This window comes from Pseudomonas amygdali, assembly GCF_002699855.1.
GTDB lineage: Bacteria > Pseudomonadota > Gammaproteobacteria > Pseudomonadales > Pseudomonadaceae > Aquipseudomonas > Aquipseudomonas amygdali.
In genome coordinates this window covers 1-14,965 of the sequence record NZ_LKBW01000038.1, presented here as the reverse complement: position 1 = coordinate 14,965, position 14,965 = coordinate 1, and the positions used below count along the sequence as shown (strand labels likewise).

At 59.9% G+C, this 14,965-nt stretch carries 16 protein-coding genes, 1 pseudogene and 1 other annotated feature; of the genes and pseudogenes, 3 read left to right on the top strand and 14 right to left on the bottom strand.

Annotated elements, in window-relative coordinates; all coding sequences use genetic code 11:
* Window positions 1-412 precede the first annotated feature (412 nt).
* Window positions 413-961 carry an adenine phosphoribosyltransferase gene (locus tag AO277_RS04615; RefSeq protein WP_002554260.1) on the bottom strand — a complete coding sequence of 183 codons (549 nt, stop codon included), beginning with the start codon at window positions 959-961 and terminating at the stop codon, window positions 413-415.
* A gap of 61 nt (window positions 962-1,022) precedes the next feature.
* Complete coding sequence (fnr, locus tag AO277_RS04610; protein WP_002554259.1) at window positions 1,023-1,757, bottom strand: fumarate/nitrate reduction transcriptional regulator Fnr; 735 nt, start codon at window positions 1,755-1,757, stop codon at window positions 1,023-1,025.
* A 152-nt stretch (window positions 1,758-1,909) separates the two neighbouring features.
* Here fnr and AO277_RS04605 point away from each other — a divergent pair, with 152 nt between their 5' ends.
* Window positions 1,910-2,380, top strand: coding sequence for a hypothetical protein (locus tag AO277_RS04605; protein ID WP_002554258.1), 471 nt, complete (start codon window positions 1,910-1,912; stop codon window positions 2,378-2,380).
* Window positions 2,381-2,394: 14 nt separating this feature from the next.
* On the opposite strand, the gene hemN is transcribed toward AO277_RS04605, so the two are convergent.
* The 12 genes from hemN to ccoN all read right to left on the bottom strand — a co-directional run bounded on the left by hemN (window position 2,395) and on the right by ccoN (window position 13,270).
* Window positions 2,395-3,777, bottom strand: a complete 1,383-nt coding sequence (gene hemN / locus AO277_RS04600) for an oxygen-independent coproporphyrinogen III oxidase (protein WP_044319629.1) — start codon at window positions 3,775-3,777, stop codon at window positions 2,395-2,397.
* Window positions 3,778-3,873: 96 nt separating this feature from the next.
* Window positions 3,874-4,557, bottom strand: a complete 684-nt coding sequence (locus AO277_RS04595; RefSeq protein WP_044319630.1) for a sulfite exporter TauE/SafE family protein — start codon at window positions 4,555-4,557, stop codon at window positions 3,874-3,876.
* Complete coding sequence (gene ccoS / locus AO277_RS04590) at window positions 4,550-4,753, bottom strand: cbb3-type cytochrome oxidase assembly protein CcoS (protein ID WP_044319631.1); 204 nt, start codon at window positions 4,751-4,753, stop codon at window positions 4,550-4,552. The genes AO277_RS04595 and ccoS overlap by 8 nt, the downstream gene beginning before the upstream one ends.
* Window positions 4,732-7,206, bottom strand: a complete 2,475-nt coding sequence (locus AO277_RS04585; RefSeq protein WP_044319632.1) for a heavy metal translocating P-type ATPase — start codon at window positions 7,204-7,206, stop codon at window positions 4,732-4,734. The genes ccoS and AO277_RS04585 overlap by 22 nt, the downstream gene beginning before the upstream one ends.
* Before the next feature lie 2 nt (window positions 7,207-7,208).
* Entirely contained in the window at window positions 7,209-7,745 is a 537-nt protein-coding gene (locus AO277_RS04580; protein ID WP_044319633.1) for a FixH family protein, read from the bottom strand.
* Window positions 7,746-7,755: 10 nt separating this feature from the next.
* Complete coding sequence (gene ccoG, locus AO277_RS04575) at window positions 7,756-9,168, bottom strand: cytochrome c oxidase accessory protein CcoG (protein WP_044319634.1); 1,413 nt, start codon at window positions 9,166-9,168, stop codon at window positions 7,756-7,758.
* 64 nt (window positions 9,169-9,232) lie between these two features.
* Window positions 9,233-9,685 carry a type II toxin-antitoxin system VapC family toxin gene (locus AO277_RS04570; RefSeq protein WP_002554251.1) on the bottom strand — a complete coding sequence of 151 codons (453 nt, stop codon included), beginning with the start codon at window positions 9,683-9,685 and terminating at the stop codon, window positions 9,233-9,235.
* Window positions 9,685-9,936 carry a type II toxin-antitoxin system prevent-host-death family antitoxin gene (locus AO277_RS04565; protein ID WP_002554250.1) on the bottom strand — a complete coding sequence of 84 codons (252 nt, stop codon included), beginning with the start codon at window positions 9,934-9,936 and terminating at the stop codon, window positions 9,685-9,687. The genes AO277_RS04570 and AO277_RS04565 overlap by 1 nt, the downstream gene beginning before the upstream one ends.
* Window positions 9,937-10,060: 124 nt before the next feature.
* Window positions 10,061-11,026 carry a cytochrome-c oxidase, cbb3-type subunit III gene (gene ccoP / locus AO277_RS04560; RefSeq protein ID WP_044319635.1) on the bottom strand — a complete coding sequence of 322 codons (966 nt, stop codon included), beginning with the start codon at window positions 11,024-11,026 and terminating at the stop codon, window positions 10,061-10,063.
* Window positions 11,023-11,214 (bottom strand): CcoQ/FixQ family Cbb3-type cytochrome c oxidase assembly chaperone, encoded by a 192-nt coding sequence (locus AO277_RS04555; RefSeq protein WP_002554248.1) that lies wholly within the window; start codon window positions 11,212-11,214, stop codon window positions 11,023-11,025. Before AO277_RS04555 ends, ccoP begins: the two co-directional genes overlap by 4 nt.
* 5 nt (window positions 11,215-11,219) lie before the next feature.
* Complete coding sequence (gene ccoO / locus AO277_RS04550) at window positions 11,220-11,828, bottom strand: cytochrome-c oxidase, cbb3-type subunit II (RefSeq protein ID WP_044319636.1); 609 nt, start codon at window positions 11,826-11,828, stop codon at window positions 11,220-11,222.
* On the bottom strand, window positions 11,828-13,270 hold the full coding sequence (gene ccoN / locus AO277_RS04545; RefSeq protein ID WP_002554246.1) for a cytochrome-c oxidase, cbb3-type subunit I: 1,443 nt from the start codon (window positions 13,268-13,270) through the stop codon (window positions 11,828-11,830). The genes ccoO and ccoN overlap by 1 nt, the downstream gene beginning before the upstream one ends.
* Window positions 13,271-13,936: 666 nt before the next feature.
* Here ccoN and AO277_RS04540 point away from each other — a divergent pair.
* Entirely contained in the window at window positions 13,937-14,626 is a 690-nt protein-coding gene (locus AO277_RS04540) for an alpha/beta family hydrolase (RefSeq protein ID WP_002554245.1), read from the top strand.
* A gap of 158 nt (window positions 14,627-14,784) precedes the next feature.
* Window positions 14,785-14,906: a sequence feature (AL1L pseudoknot), on the top strand.
* Window positions 14,793-14,965: pseudogene (locus tag AO277_RS04530) on the top strand (IS3 family transposase); the annotation flags it as partial. Its footprint overlaps the feature before it by 114 nt.

Below are 14,965 nucleotides of genomic sequence, written 5' to 3'. Positions count from 1 at the left end.
GTCCAACCTTCGGGGGGCATACCACTCCGCGTGGTAATGCAGTTCGTGACGCTCTGCGTCACACGGCGGTTCTGCGACTTCAGATGCATTGAGGTTCGACTCAGGTCACCTTTTCGCCCCTCGGCGAGTTACTTTGACGGGCCAAAGTAACCAAACCCCCTCGCTCCTGTTTCCGGCCCGACTTCGTCGGGTTCCTTCGTCCTGTCACTGATCCGGGGGTCGCCGCAACGGGCCATTCATGGCCCGGTGCGGCTAGCCTGGCGTCCTGCCAGGCTACCCCCGGATCAGCGCCAGGACTGAGCCGTCACTAACGTCGCACTCTGCGTCGTCAGTGCCATCGCGATAAAAAAGCGCATTTACGATAGCCGTGAGCGCTGGAGAGTTTGGAACCTGTAACTCAGTCCCTGCGCCCTTACTGCTCGTCCAGCGCAAACTCGGTCAGACAGAACGTCGGGATCTTCAGGTCGTTAAGACGCTTTGAGCCACCCAGTTCCGGCAGGTCGATGATCGCAGCGGCTTCATGTACCTCGGCGCCCATGCGGCGGATGAGGTTGGCGGCGGCGATCAGCGTGCCTCCCGTCGCGATCAGGTCATCGAACATGATGACTGAGTCACCTTCGCACAGACTGTCGGCATGCACTTCCAGATACGCTTCGCCGTATTCTGTTTGATAGGCCTCGGAGAGTACGTCGGCAGGCAATTTGCCTTGTTTGCGAAACAGCACCAGCGGCTTGTTCAGTTGATACGCCACCACCGAACCAATCAGAAAACCACGCGCGTCCATGACGCCGATATGGCTGAAATCGGCTTCTATATAGCGCTGCACGAAGCTGTCGATTACCTGACGGGTAGCCTTGGGCGACTGAAAGAGGGGAGTGATGTCGCGAAAGACCACGCCCGGCTTGGGAAAGTCTATGACCGGGCGTATCAGGGACTTGAAGTTCGATTGATCGAAAGTCATCAGGGGGATCCATGGCAGGTTTGGCCGATAGTTTAAGCCGACCCGCCACAGATCGCACGTATCAGCTTTGCATTGCGCCGCCCGCCAGCGCGCACAGCTCGATCGGGGCGAGGATATGAATCTCTTTGCCTTCTGCAGCAATCAACTGGTTTTGCTGGAACCGGGTGAATACCCGCGACACCGTCTCGACGGCCAGGCCCAAGTGATTACCGATTTCGTTGCGCGACATGCTCAGACGAAACTTATTGGCCGAGAAACCTCTGGCCCGAAAGCGCGCAGACAGATTGATCAGAAACGTGGCAATACGCTCATCGGCGGTCTTCTTCGACAGCAACAGCATCATTTGCTGATCTTCGCGAATCTCGCGGCTCATGACGCGCATCAACTGGCGACGCAGTTGCGGCAACTGCACCGACAGTTCATCCAGGCGTTCAAATGGTATTTCGCACACTGAAGTGGTTTCCAGTGCCTGCGCCGAGACCGGGTAAGCCTGGGCGTCCATGCCTGACATTCCGACCAGTTCGCTGGGCAGATGAAAGCCGGTGAGTTGTTCTTCGCCGTTGTCACTGATGTTGAAGGTTTTCAGCGCGCCGGAGCGTACTGCATAGACCGACTCGAAGGTATCTCCCTGACGGAATAGAAACTCGCCTTTTTTCAGCGGACGGCCCCGTTTGACGATCTGGTCAAGGCAGTCCATATCTTCCGTGTTCAATGAGAGGGGCAGGCAGAGTGGAGCGAGACTGCAATCCTTGCAGTGAGCCTGGTTTTGAGCGCGCAACTTTACTGGCTCGGACATCACTTAATTCCTTGTGGGAAAACACACATAAGCCGTAAGGGTACCTCACCCTTGCTTGTCGGGGCCAGCCTACAAAGCCTTCTGTACCATCAAGGTTCCAGAGCGGCTGCCGATAAGCCTGTATTCCCTCGGATGAACAAGGATGCCTTGGCATGTCAACGACACTTCCGTTGATCAACAGTATTACGATACGTACTGCGACCTCGCAGATTACGTACAGCAGCCAGGCCAGCGAAAGCAGCGTCGAGACGCCTGCCGGTGAGGCAAAGGGTGTTGAAGTCAATCTGTCGTCAGCAGGCAAGGCTGCCGCTGCGTCGTCTTCCAGAAATGCCGATATCGAGCAGAGCGGCCTGCCGGCTTCCGTGCAGAAGATCCTCAAGGCTATTCGCGAGCTTCAACGCAGGATCGCGGAAACCATGGAGCAGATCCAGAAGGCTCTGAAGGACCCGAGTCTGAGTCCCGAGGAGCGCCGCACCAAGGCCGCGGCGCTACAGACCGTGCTCACCACATTGCAGGCGCAGGTGAGCAATTCCACGGCCGATTTGTCGTCGCTGATGAACAGCCTGAACTCCAGCGACGCCGACAAGACCAAGGCGGGCATGCTGGTTCTGGCCAAAATGTAGAACCAGGCCGCTGCTCATATCACCCGGGAGAACTGCTGCCTGTTCTGCCGGGTCAGGTACGCATCGAAGACCATGCACACAGCACGCACCAGCAACCGGCCTGACGGTTTCACTTCAATTCCCGCGGCGCTCAACGCAATCAGCCCGTCCTCCGCCATGCCAAGCAGTTGTGGCCATGCGTCGCTGAAATAGTCTCTGAAATCGATGGAGAATGCTTTTTCAATCTCGGCGAAATCCAGCATGAAGTGGCAGATCAACTGCTGAATGACTGCGCGTCTTATCCGGTCGTCATCGCTGCACATCAGCCCTCGTCTGGTTGCTGGCTGGTCGCTGTCCAGCAGCCTTTGATAGTCGCTCAGGTCGCTGCTGTTCTGACTGTACAGCTCGCCAATCTGGCTGATGGCCGAGACGCCCAGCCCGATCAGATCACAGTGACCATGCGTGGTGTAGCCCTGAAAATTGCGTTGCAGGGTCAGGTCTTCCTGGGCGATAGCCAGCTCATCGTCGGGCAGGGCGAAATGGTCCATGCCGATGTAGCGATAACCGGCGTTGCCCAGCTGCTCGACGGTGCGCTCGAGCATGAGCAGTTTGCTCCGGGCATCCGGCAGTTCGGCCGTGTCGATGCGCCGCTGCGGCATGAAGCGTTCCGGCAGGTGGGCGTAGTTGAACACAGATAACCGGTCGGGCTGTAATTCGATGATTTCATCCACTGTGCGGCTGAAGGCTTGCGCGGTTTGTCTGGGAAGTCCGTAGATCAGGTCGATATTCACAGAACGAAACTGCAGCGTGCGGGCGGCTTCGACGATGGCGCGGGTTTCCTCCAGGCTTTGCATGCGGTTGATCGCCCGTTGCACGGTCGGGTCCAGGTCCTGCACGCCAAGGCTGACCCGGTTGAAACCCAGCTCGCGCAGCAGGCCCATGGTCGACCAGTCCGCTTCGCGAGGGTCAATCTCGATGCCATAGTCGCCGGAGTCATCTTCCAGCAAATTGAAATGCGCGCGCAGCTGCGCCATCAACCGACGCAGTTCAGCATGACTCAGGAAGGTCGGCGTGCCGCCGCCCAGGTGCAGTTGCTCCACTACCTGACCGGGTGCCAGGTGGCAGGCGAGCATCTGTATTTCGTGTTCGAGCCGCTGCAGGTAAGCCTGGGCGCGTCCGCGGTCCTTGGTGATGACCTTATTGCAGGCACAGTAGTAACAAATGTTCGCGCAGAAGGGCAGATGCACATAGAGCGACAGCGGGCGCAACGCCTTGCGGCTTTCCCGCAGAGCATGCAGCAGTTCAAATGCGTCTATTTGTGTGTGAAGTTGCACTGCTGTCGGATAGGACGTATAGCGCGGTCCTGCCACATCATAGCGATGGATCAGGTCTGAATCCCAACGAATTGCGTCAAGCATGCGCACGTTTCCCGGTCAGGCTGGCGATGTCGCGAGCATACGCAGGCGCTCAAGGGCGGGCGTTGACGTGGATCAAGCGGTGTGAGCTGCCCGGCCTCAGTGCCCCATCAGCCAATGCTGATGCGGCCCCGGCAAGGTCCAGAGGCCAAACACGATCACCAGCAACCCTCCGGCCATGCGAATACCTCGTTTGCGCAGCAGGACAGTGGTGCGCTCGGCGGCAAGTCCGGTGGCCAGCAGAACGGGCCAGGTGCCCAGCCCGAAGGCCAGCATCAGCAAGGCGCTATGGAGAGGATTGCCCTGGCTGGCGGCCCAGAGCAGGGCGCTGTAAACCAGCCCGCAGGGCAGCCAGCCCCACAGCGCGCCGAGCAACAAGGCGCGGGGCAGGCTGGACACCGGCAGCAAGCGACTGGCCAGCGGTTGCAGGTATCGCCACAGTCCTCGGCCCAGGCGCTCGATATGCGTCAGCCCGCTCCACCAGCCAGCCAGATACAGCCCCATCACGATCAGCAACACTGCGGCGATGACCCGCATACCCGTTGCCAGCGGACTTTGCGCGACTGCCCAGCCGACCAGCCCGGAACCCAGGCCGGCAATCGTGTAACTGAGAATGCGCCCAAAGTTATAGGCCAGCAGCAGCCGGAATCGACGGCTGCGCTGTTCCTTGGGAATGGCCAGTGTCAGCGCTCCCATGAGGCCGCCACACATCCCCAGGCAATGGCCGCCGCCCAGCAGCCCGAGAATGAACGCCGAGAGCAGCGTCGAAGCAAGTTCAAACATCGTGTTTCTCGTCAGCGCCAGGCCGTTGCTGTTCTGGCCGGGCATGATCCACTGACGGCGGATCATCGAACAATATGCTGTGCGCCGGGCCTTCCATATCGTCGTACTGGCCGCTGTCCACCGCCCAGAAGAACACGTAGATCGCGACACCCACCAGCAGCAGCACAGCAGGGATCATGATGTAAAGCGCGGGCATGAAACCTCCGGGGCAGGTTGTGACGTCAGGGCGCGGCGCGGCATGCGGGTCAGGCGCAAGGCGTTGAGCACTACGGTCAATGAACTGAGCGACATGCCGATGGCCGCCCATACCGGGGTGATCCAGCCCAGTGCCGCGAATGGCAGCATGAGGCCATTGTACAGGCTGGCCCAGAGCAGATTTTCGATAATGACCCTGCGCGTACGTCGGGCCAGATTCAGTGCGTCGATCAGCACCGGCAAACGGTTGCACAGCAGCACGGCGTCAGCGCTGGTTTTTGCAAGGTCGGTGGCCGAGCCCATTGCCACACTGATGTCGGCAGCGGCCATGACCGGGACGTCATTCACCCCGTCACCGATCATCAGCACCTTGCGTCCCTGAGCCTGAAGTTGCCGCAGCACCTCCAGCTTGTCGTCCGGGTGCATACCGCCACGCGCTTCGTCTATCCCCAGCGCCTGCGCGACACTGGCGACCATCGGTGAGCTGTCTCCGGACAGCAGCAGCGTTTTCCAGCCTCGTGCCTTGCAGGCTTGTAACAAGGTGCCGGCATCGTCGCGCAGTCGATCGTCGAGTACCAGCCAGGCCAGCGGCCCTTGCGCATCGCCCAGCAATAGCCACTGGCCGGACTCATCAGTGATCACCGGCGGTTCAGTGCCGCTCGGCGCACAGACGAACGGCGCCTGGCCGATGCGCAGCAGTTTCCCGTCAACGCGTCCTTCCAGCCCTAGCCCCGGTGTGCTGTGCACCTCTTCGGCGGCCCTTGACGCTCGACCAAAGGCGCGGGCAATAGGGTGCTCGGAACGGTTTTCCAGCGCCGCCGCCAGCTCAAGACAGCGGCTGGCGTCCAGTTCGCGTAGCGGGTGAATGCTGCGCAGCGCCAGATGTCCCTCGGTCAGGGTGCCGGTCTTGTCGAAGATGACTGTGTCGATCTGATTCAGGCCCTCCAGTACATGACCTCGGGTCAGCAACAGACCAAGCTTGTGCAGCGTGCCGGTGGCTGCTGTCAACGCGGTCGGTGTCGCCAACGACAGCGCGCAGGGGCAGGTGGCAACGAGCATTGCCAGGACAATCCAGAATGCACGGGATGCGTCGATTTGCCACCAGACAACGCCGATCAGCGCCGCCGCCATCAGCGAAAACAGTAGAAAGGTCTGTGCAGCCCGGTCGGCGATTTGCGCGAGACGGGGCTTCTGCGCCTGGGCGCGCTCGAGCAGGCGGACAATGGCCGAAAGACGGGTTTCCTGACCCAGCGCCGACACGGCAATGGTCAGCGGACTCTCGACATTCAACGTTCCTGCGGTGACCGCATCGCCCGCGCTGCGCACTTGTGGCAGGTACTCGCCGGTCAGCAGTGACTCATCGATACTGGAATGACCTTCGAGGATCCTGCCGTCAGCCGGGATCACCGCACCGGGGCGCACCAATATACGATCGGTCAAACGCAGTTCGCTGAGCATGATGCGCTGGCTCTGGCCATCGTCACCAAGGCGCAGGCATGAGGCAGGCAGCAGGTTGACCAGCTGCGCCGTGGCTGCCGCTGTGCGCTCGCGGGCGCGGCGCTCCAGGTAGCGTCCGGCCAGCAGGAATAATGCAAACATGCCTACCGCATCGAAATACAATTCGCCAGCGCCGGTGACCGCAGTCCAGATGCCGGCGACATAAGCCGCGCCTATTGCCAGCGACACCGAGACGTCCATCGTCAGTTGACGGCTGCGCAGGTCGCGCAACGCACCGCGGAAGAACGGTGCGCAACTGTAAAACACGATCGGAGTGGTCAGAAACAGCGCCACCCAGCGCAGGATGGTGTGCATCTGCGGGCTGAGGTCGATGTTGAACTCCGGCCAGGTGGCCATGGTTGCCATCATTGCCTGAAACCACAGCAGGCCAGCGACGCCCAGTTGCCGCAACGCCAGACGGTTTTCACTTGCCAGACGTTCGGCGGCGCGATCGGCCTGCCAGGGGTGAGCGACATAACCAATTGCGTGCAGCTCGCTCAGCAGTTGACTGAGGGCAAGCTGGTCGCCGCGCCAGCGTACGTGCAGGCGATGGGTGGAGAGGTTCATGCGCGCTTCGGCCACTGCGGGCAAGCGGCTCAGGCGCTTTTCGATCAACCAGCCGCAGGCTGCGCAACTGATGCCCTCGACAAGCAAAGTGGCTTCTGACAAATCGCCTTCGTGGCGTACGAACGGCGCCTGCACTTCAGGGCGGTCGTAGAGTGCCAGTTCATCGATCAATTGCGTGGGCAGGCTTTCCGGGTTGGCCGAGGCCTCGCTACGATGGCGGTAATAGCTTTCCAGGCCGCTGGCGACTATGGCCTCGGCCACCGCCTGACAGCCGGGGCAGCAAAGCTCCCGGGGTTCACCGAGCACAACCGCCGTGAAACGGCCGCCGGCCGGCACGGGCAGGTCGCAGTGGTAACAGCGCATTGGAGTGGCGCGGGGCAACGTCGCCATGTTCAGTCTTTCCGGCGTTGCGCGGCTTGCAGGGGTTCGTCGCCCAGGGTCAGGTCAGCAGCGTCGACCTGCTCTTCTTCTAACAGACGCCAGGTCTGGTCGCCTTCGACACCCAGCAGTTCCACAAAGCGCCGACCCTCGACCCGGTCTTGCAACTGCCCGATGTAACGGCCCGGTTCAGACGGGCTGCGGGTCAGGAACACACGGCGATCACTGGCAGGGCGCGTCGGCGAAATAAGGTTCAACTCCAGACGCTCCGGGTTGCTGTTGCCGCTCAGGCGCAGCTCGACTTCGCCGGTCAACTCGTCCAGATGTACACGGGCGTGCAGTTTGAGGTTTTGCGCAAGCACTTCCCGATTCAGCGAGCGATTGATGCCTTTGCCGGCCTCGTAGTAATTATCGGTAACCAGCGGGTCAGGGTTGGTGACTGCAATGAACACCATCGACAGGCTCAACGTCACCGAACAGGTCAGAATGGCGATGATGATCCATGGCCAGAGGTGCCTGTACCAAGGGCTTGCAGCAGTCGCAACGGGCATGACGGTGCTCTTAACGAAGAGGTGGGCCGATGAAACGGCTTTGGGTGTCGACATGTGTGTCGCTGTCGATGTCCTTGAGGGTAAAGGTGACTTCGTTGCTGTGTGCCGGGAGCTTTTCGGGCGCGCTGGAGAGCTCCACCGGCAGGCTGACGATCTCGCCTGCCGGGACGTTTATTTCCCGACGGCCCTGCAGTTTCAGGTCGGGCAGGCCGCTGGCCTCCAGCACATAGTCGTGATCCACCTGATCCTTGTTCATCACTTTCACGGTGTAGACGTTTTCGATACGGCCTTCGGCGTTTTCCCGAAAAAGCATACGGTCCTTGCTGACCTCCAGACCCACCAGCCCACGCATGCAGAAGGCCGCGATCAGCAGCCCGATCATCAGCAACAGAACCAGTGCATAACCGATCAGGCGCGGGCGCAAGGTGCGGGTGCGCTGCCCGGACAGATTGTGTTCGGTGGTGTAGCGAATCAGGCCGCGAGGGTAGTCCATCTTGTCCATGACTGTATCGCAGGCATCGACGCACGCCGCACAGCTGATGCATTCCACCTGCAGGCCGTCACGAATGTCGATGCCGGTCGGGCAGACCTGCACGCACATCGTGCAGTCGATGCAGTCACCCAGCCCCAGTGCCTGAGGATCAGCCTCCTTCTTGCGCGGGCCTCGGGCTTCGCCACGATTCTGGTCGTAGGAGATGATCAGCGTGTCCTTGTCGAACATCACGCTCTGGAACCGCGCGTAGGGGCACATATAGATGCACACCTGCTCGCGCAGCCAGCCTGCATTGAGGTAAGTGGCCAGGGTGAAGAAGCCGACCCAGAAATACGCCCAGCCATCCGCTTCGCCCGTGAACAGATCAATGCACAAGTCGCGAATGGGAGAGAAGTAACCCACGAAGGTCATGCCCGTGGCAAAGCCGATCAGCAGCCACAGGCTGTGCTTGGCGAGCTTGCGCGCCAGTTTGCCGGTGCTCATCGGGGCATGGTCAAGCCTGATGCGCTGGTTGCGGTCACCCTCGGTGACTTTCTCGCACCACATGAACATCCAGGTCCAGACGCTTTGCGGGCAGGTGTAGCCGCACCATACCCGTCCGGCATAGACCGTGATGAAGAACAGCCCGAAGGCTGCAACGATCAGAATGCCGGACAACAGGATGAAATCCTGCGGCCAGAACGTCGCGCCGAAGATGTAGAACTTGCGTTGCGGCAGGTCCCACCAGACCGCCTGGTGCCCACCTTTATTGAGCCAGACCGTGCCAAAAAAGATAAGCAGCAACACGGCACCGCCCAACATGCGCACATTGCGAAACAGACCTTTGAACGCGCGGGTGTGGATTTTCTCGCGCGAGGCATAGAGGTCGATGAATTCGCCGCTTTTTTCGGATGGCGGTGTGATGTCGTGTACTGGAATCTGGTTGCTCATTGATGGGTCCAGCGGCGGTGGAGTAGCCCGGGCCGATACAGGTCAGGCAGGTTTACATCCGCGTTCAACGTGACGCACGTGAGTAAACGGCCGCTTCTTCATTCAACTGGCTGACCCAGGGGTTGAGCAGCGCGACCCCGCACGACTGAAAATCGATTGTGTTGCGTGTGACCACAGTCATGCCATGCACCAGCGCAGTAGCCGCGATCAACGCATCGCATTCGCTGCGCGGGTCGGGAACATGCAGTTGGGCGCAGCGCCTTGCGACCTGAGTATCGACTGTCAGGATACGACCGGCGAACGCTTTCAATACATGCTGGTCAAGCCACATTCGCAATACTGCACCCTGTGCCGGGTCGCGGCGTTCGATACGCAGGATACCTGTTTCGAGCTCAAGAATCGTGATGGACGAGATGAACAGGCTGGAGGCCATCTGTGTTCGCGACCAGCGAAGCACGTTGGCGTCTGCAGTGCGCTTTCTGAGCTCTGAAACCACGTTGGTGTCGAGCAGGAACATCAGGACAGATCAACCTGTCGCGGGGTGATCACGGCACGCTGAGGCTCGAATTCGATATCGATGTCAGTGGGCATTATCAGCATGTCGGCGATGCTTGCTGCGCTGCCGGTCAGCTTCAGGTAATCCTCGATGCAAAGCAGCACATGGGCCGGGCGACCTCGGTCGGTAATGAACACGGGGCCTTCATTCGCGGCCTTCTTGGCCCCGCTGGTGTCCTGATTGAATTCACGGCTGGAGAGGGTAGTGGTCATGTGCGCGACTTCCAGAATGAGTAGACAGATTATTGTGGTCGTGAGGGAGTCTAGTCATGTAGAGATGTAACTACAACGAATTTGTTCTTTCAGAATGCAACAACCACGCGCTAATCGAGCCGCGTCATCTGGATTCAGGTGACTTCTCCTGGCGGGACATGCTGTAAACATAGGCAGCCAGAATGTGAACCCGGTCATTGCCTTGCAGTACCTGCTGAGCGGGCATCTGGCCCTGGCGGCCATCGCGAATGGTCTGCTGCAACTGCGCGAAGCTGGAACCGTAGATAAACGCGTCGGGATGCGTCAGGTCCGGCGCGCCGAGAATCGGCATTCCCTTGCCTTCTGGCCCGTGACAGGCAACGCAGAGTGTCTGGCCCGCGACCGGGTCAGCTTTGGCACCTTCGGGCAACTGCCGGGCGTCCAGTTGGGTCAGCACGTAGGCCGACACATCACGCACACCCTGTTCGCCCAGCACTTCGCCCAGGGCGGGCATCACGCCCATGCGCCCGGCCATGATCGACGTCTTGATCGCCTGAGCGTCGCCGCCCCAGCGCCAGTCGGCATCGGTCAGATTGGGAAAGCCGTAGGCGCCTTTCGCGTCAGAGCCGTGGCAGACCGAGCAGTTGGAGGCAAACAGGCGAGCACCGATTTTCAGCGCCTGTGGGTCTTTGGCTACCTCCTCGACGGGCATGGCGGCGTATTTGGCGAACAGCGGGCCATAGCGGGCCTCGGCAACGGCCACTTCCCGTTCCCATTCGTGGACACTGCTCCAGCCTTGCTGGCCGTCGGAGAATTGCACTTTGCTGTCCTTGTCCCGATAGTCGTAACCGGGCAGCAAACCCTTCCAGTTGCCCAAGCCCGGGTACAGGACTAGATACCCCAGCGCAAAAACGATGGTCGCTATGAATAGATAGAACCACCATCTGGGTAGTGGGTTGTCGTACTCCTCAATGCCGTCGAACGCATGGCCGACGGTCTCATCTGTCGGTTCGTCGGGCTGACCTTTGCGCGTGGACAGCAGCAGCCAGAGCATGGCGATGATTGTGCCCAGCGTCAGGACCGCGACGTACAGGCTCCAGAACGTACTCATGGTTGATCTTCCCGTTCAGCCCTGGCGCGCTCGACCCTGCCTATGGCCTCGGGGTCATCTGCGAAAGGCAACAGGGTCGCATCGTCGAAGTGCGCCTTGCGGGCAGGGCTGAACACCCACAGCATCAGGCCGATGAACGCAACCATCACGACCAGTGTGCCAAGGCCTCGAATCATTCCGATGTCCATCATGTTCACCGTTTGCTCTTGATGAGCGTGCCGAGGCCTTGCAGAAAGGCCACCAGCGCGTCCATTTCAGTCTTGCCCTGCACGGCGGCGGCCGCACCGGCGATGTCCGCGTCGGTGTACGGGGTGCCAAGGTTACGCAGCACTTGCAGCTTTTTTGCCGTCTGCGTGCTGTCGATCTTTTTCTCGGCCAGAAACGGATAGGCGGGCATGATCGACGTTGGGACCACGTCCCGAGGGTTATTCAGGTGCACACGGTGCCACTCATCCGAGTAGCGACCGCCGATCCTGGCCAGGTCCGGCCCGGTGCGTTTGGAACCCCATAGAAACGGATGGTCCCAGACGCTTTCGCCCGCCACCGAGTAATGCCCGTAGCGTTCGGTTTCGGCGCGTAATGGCCGGATCATCTGTGAGTGGCAGCCTACGCAACCATTGGCGATGAATACATCGCGGCCTTCTACCTCCAGCGCGCTGCGTGGTTTCATGCCTTCGATCGGTTGATTGGTCACATCCTGAAAAAACAGCGGGACGATCTGCGTCAGCCCGCCGATGCTCACGGCAATAACCATAAAGAACGCCAGCAGGCCGATGTTTTTTTCGAGCACATCATGTTTCATCAATGCGCTCCCACGACGGCAATGCGCGCAGCGGCCTCGGCCGCCTGCGGGTCAGAGGCTCGCACTGTACGTATCACGTTGTAGGCCATCAACAGCATGCCGCTGGTGAAGATGGCACCGCCGATGGCGCGCACGATGTAGCCGGAGTGACTGGCCTGCATGGTCTCGATGAAGGAATAGGTCAGCGTGCCGTCGTCGTTCACTGCACGCCACATCAGGCCCTGGGTGATGCCATTGACCCACATCGAGGTGATGTACAGCACAGTACCGACGGTCGCGAGCCAGAAATGCGTGTTGATCAGGCCGACACTGTGCATGTGCGGACGGGCGTAAAGTTTCGGGATCATGTGATAAACCGACCCAATGGTAATCATCGCCACCCAGCCCAATGCCCCGGCATGTACGTGGCCGATGGTCCAGTCGGTGTAGTGCGACAGCGAGTTGACGGTCTTGATTGCCATCATCGGGCCTTCAAAGGTCGACATGCCATAGAACGCCAGCGAGACCACGAGAAAGCGCAGTATCGAATCGGTCCGCAACTTATGCCATGCACCCGACAGCGTCATCATGCCGTTGATCATCCCGCCCCAGCTGGGTACCAGCAGAATGATCGACATGACCATACCCAGCGACTGTGCCCAGTCTGGCAGGGCGGTGTAGTGCAGATGGTGCGGACCGGCCCAGATATACAGGGTGATCAATGCCCAGAAATGCACGATGGACAAACGATAGGAGTACACCGGGCGCTCGGCCTGTTTGGGCACGAAGTAATACATCATGCCGAGAAAGCCGGTGGTCAGGAAAAAACCTACGGCATTGTGCCCGTACCACCACTGGATCATGGCGTCGGTCGCTCCGGCGTAGGCCGAATAGGATTTGAACAGGCTGACCGGCAGCGAGATGTGGTTGACGATGTGCAGCATGCCGGTCACCACGATGAATGCGCCGTAAAACCAGTTGGCGACATAGATATGCCGGGTCCGGCGTTTGACGATGGTGCCGAAAAACACCGCAGCGTAGGCGGCCCAGACGATCGCCAGCAGAATGGCCACCGGCCATTCAAGTTCGGCATATTCCTTGGTGGTGGTGTAGCCCATCGGCAGCGTCACGATGGCGCCGACAATCACGGCTTGCCAGCCCCAGAAGGTAAATGCCGCGAGGCCATCGGAAACAAGCCGTGTCTGGCAGGTGCGCTGTACCACGTAATAAGAGGTGGCAAACAGCGCGCAGCCACCGAACGCAAAGATCACCAGGTTGGTGTGCAACGGCCGCAGGCGTCCGAAGGTAGTCCATTCAAGTTCCAGGTTCAGTCCCGGCCAGACCAGCTGCGAAGCGATGAACACTCCCAGGCTCATGCCGATCACGCCCCAGACCACGGTCATGATGGCAAACTGGCGCACCACTGTGTAGTTGTAGGTCGTCGGACTGGTTGTTGTGTTCATTCCAGACTTCCACGATTCAGATGTTGACCGCAGACGTAATCGGGCTCGGGCGATGCATCGCTGGAAATGGCATCGAGGCACACGAAAAGGCAGGGGCAGGAACAGACAGGCACATTAGCGAGCGTCAAATGGTTGCAGCAGACGTGTGTCGACGAGTTTAGCTTTGAAAGAAGGGTGTGGGAAGCCGCAGCGCGGAGCGGATAATCTGCGTTGTATTGTCAGCGAGTATTCCGCACCCCGTTGCAGGGTGCGGAGTTCACGCATCGCCGCTGGATTGGAGCAAAGCGGTGGCGACCCTCGCGTACAGACGAGTTGATCAGGACTCGCGCAAAGACTGTCACGCATGTTCAATCGGCGGTTGCATCTGTCATAGCCCAGCAAACTGGCCTGAGCAGGCATATGACTCTGGCGACCGACTCAGCGGTTCTGTTGCAATTGTGCGAGGCCAGTACCGTCAATGAAACCGCCCGGCGGTGTCAGGTTTGGGGCGCTCATCGCCTTGGTACTTTTACCTTGTGCACCTTGGCAGATTAACCGGGCGGACCTGAATGGTGGCTGTCCGGCAGGGCCTGTCGGTGCGTCCACGCGCTCTGCGCTTGCGCGATTCACGCAGGATTCGCGGTTATAGTAGCGGGCTACTCTGAGATTCATCTGAACGAGGCAAGCATGAGCAAAGGCCCACAGCCCGGCACTGGCAAGGATCAATGGCTGCAACTGATCAACGAAAAAGGCTGGTTATGGACGCCCACCCTGCGGGCAGACGCGCAGGAGGCGCCCACCTTGCTGCTGGCACATGGCGCAGGCGCACCGATGGACAGCGATTTCATGAGCCACATGGCCACCGATATTGCGGCGCAAGGCGTCAGCGTCCTGCGCTTCGAGTTTCCTTACATGGCCCTGCGGCGTCACGGCGGCAGCAAGCGTCCGCCCAATCCGCAGGCGCAATTGCTGGAATGCTGGCGAGAGGTCTATGCCTTGGTCAGGCCTTTTGTGGCTGGGCGACTTGCTGTTGGCGGCAAGTCGATGGGCGGGCGAATGGCCAGCCTGATTGCCGATGAGATCGAGGCGGATGCGCTGGTTTGCCTGGGGTATCCGTTCTATGCCGTGGGCAAGCCGGAGAAACCGCGCGTGGCCCATCTGGCTGAATTGAAAACACCTGCTCTGATCGTTCAGGGCGAGCGCGATGCGTTGGGTAATCGCGAAGCAGTGGAGGGTTATGCGTTGTCCAGCGCTATTCAACTGCACTGGTTGCCGACCGCCAATCACGACCTCAAACCATTGAAAGTCGCAGGTATCAGCCATGAACAATGCCTGGTCGAGTCGGCGCAAGTGATTGCCCGCTTTCTGCGCACCTGATTTATCGGCAATGTACGTCGAAAAAGCCGTTGGTCACTTCGAAATTAATCGATGACATGCTGAAACTGAAGCGTCCGCGCAGGCGCAGAGTATAGGGATTGGCTTCCAACAGGCTCAGGGTGCCGTCTTGAAAGTGTGCCGAATGATAGAGGGTGTTCTGCCGGTNTTTTGCCCAGGCGGAGCTCGACCGCCCGTTCAAACGATGAAGACGTTTATTGATGAGCACCGCCAGTCTTACGGGGTCGACGGGGCGATTTGCAAGGTGTTGCCAATCGCCCCGTCGACGTACTACCGGTACGCTGCTCAGCAGGCTGACCCCAGCCAGCAGTCAGCACGTGC

Coding starts and splice junctions, on each gene's coding strand:
- AO277_RS04570 (WP_002554251.1), bottom strand. CDS start 9,685: ATGTTCCTGCTCGACACCAACGTGGTTTCAGAGCTCAGAAAGCGCACT.
- hemN (WP_044319629.1), bottom strand. CDS start 3,777: ATGCTTGACGCAATTCGTTGGGATTCAGACCTGATCCATCGCTATGAT.
- AO277_RS04585 (WP_044319632.1), bottom strand. CDS start 7,206: ATGGCGACGTTGCCCCGCGCCACTCCAATGCGCTGTTACCACTGCGAC.
- ccoP (WP_044319635.1), bottom strand. CDS start 11,026: ATGAGTACGTTCTGGAGCCTGTACGTCGCGGTCCTGACGCTGGGCACA.
- AO277_RS04555 (WP_002554248.1), bottom strand. CDS start 11,214: ATGGACATCGGAATGATTCGAGGCCTTGGCACACTGGTCGTGATGGTT.
- ccoS (WP_044319631.1), bottom strand. CDS start 4,753: ATGCCCGCGCTTTACATCATGATCCCTGCTGTGCTGCTGCTGGTGGGT.
- AO277_RS04540 (WP_002554245.1), top strand. CDS start 13,937: ATGAGCAAAGGCCCACAGCCCGGCACTGGCAAGGATCAATGGCTGCAA.
- ccoN (WP_002554246.1), bottom strand. CDS start 13,270: ATGAACACAACAACCAGTCCGACGACCTACAACTACACAGTGGTGCGC.
- AO277_RS04595 (WP_044319630.1), bottom strand. CDS start 4,557: ATGTTTGAACTTGCTTCGACGCTGCTCTCGGCGTTCATTCTCGGGCTG.
- AO277_RS04605 (WP_002554258.1), top strand. CDS start 1,910: ATGTCAACGACACTTCCGTTGATCAACAGTATTACGATACGTACTGCG.
- AO277_RS04615 (WP_002554260.1), bottom strand. CDS start 961: ATGACTTTCGATCAATCGAACTTCAAGTCCCTGATACGCCCGGTCATA.
- fnr (WP_002554259.1), bottom strand. CDS start 1,757: ATGTCCGAGCCAGTAAAGTTGCGCGCTCAAAACCAGGCTCACTGCAAG.
- AO277_RS04565 (WP_002554250.1), bottom strand. CDS start 9,936: ATGACCACTACCCTCTCCAGCCGTGAATTCAATCAGGACACCAGCGGG.
- AO277_RS04580 (WP_044319633.1), bottom strand. CDS start 7,745: ATGCCCGTTGCGACTGCTGCAAGCCCTTGGTACAGGCACCTCTGGCCA.
- ccoO (WP_044319636.1), bottom strand. CDS start 11,828: ATGAAACATGATGTGCTCGAAAAAAACATCGGCCTGCTGGCGTTCTTT.
- ccoG (WP_044319634.1), bottom strand. CDS start 9,168: ATGAGCAACCAGATTCCAGTACACGACATCACACCGCCATCCGAAAAA.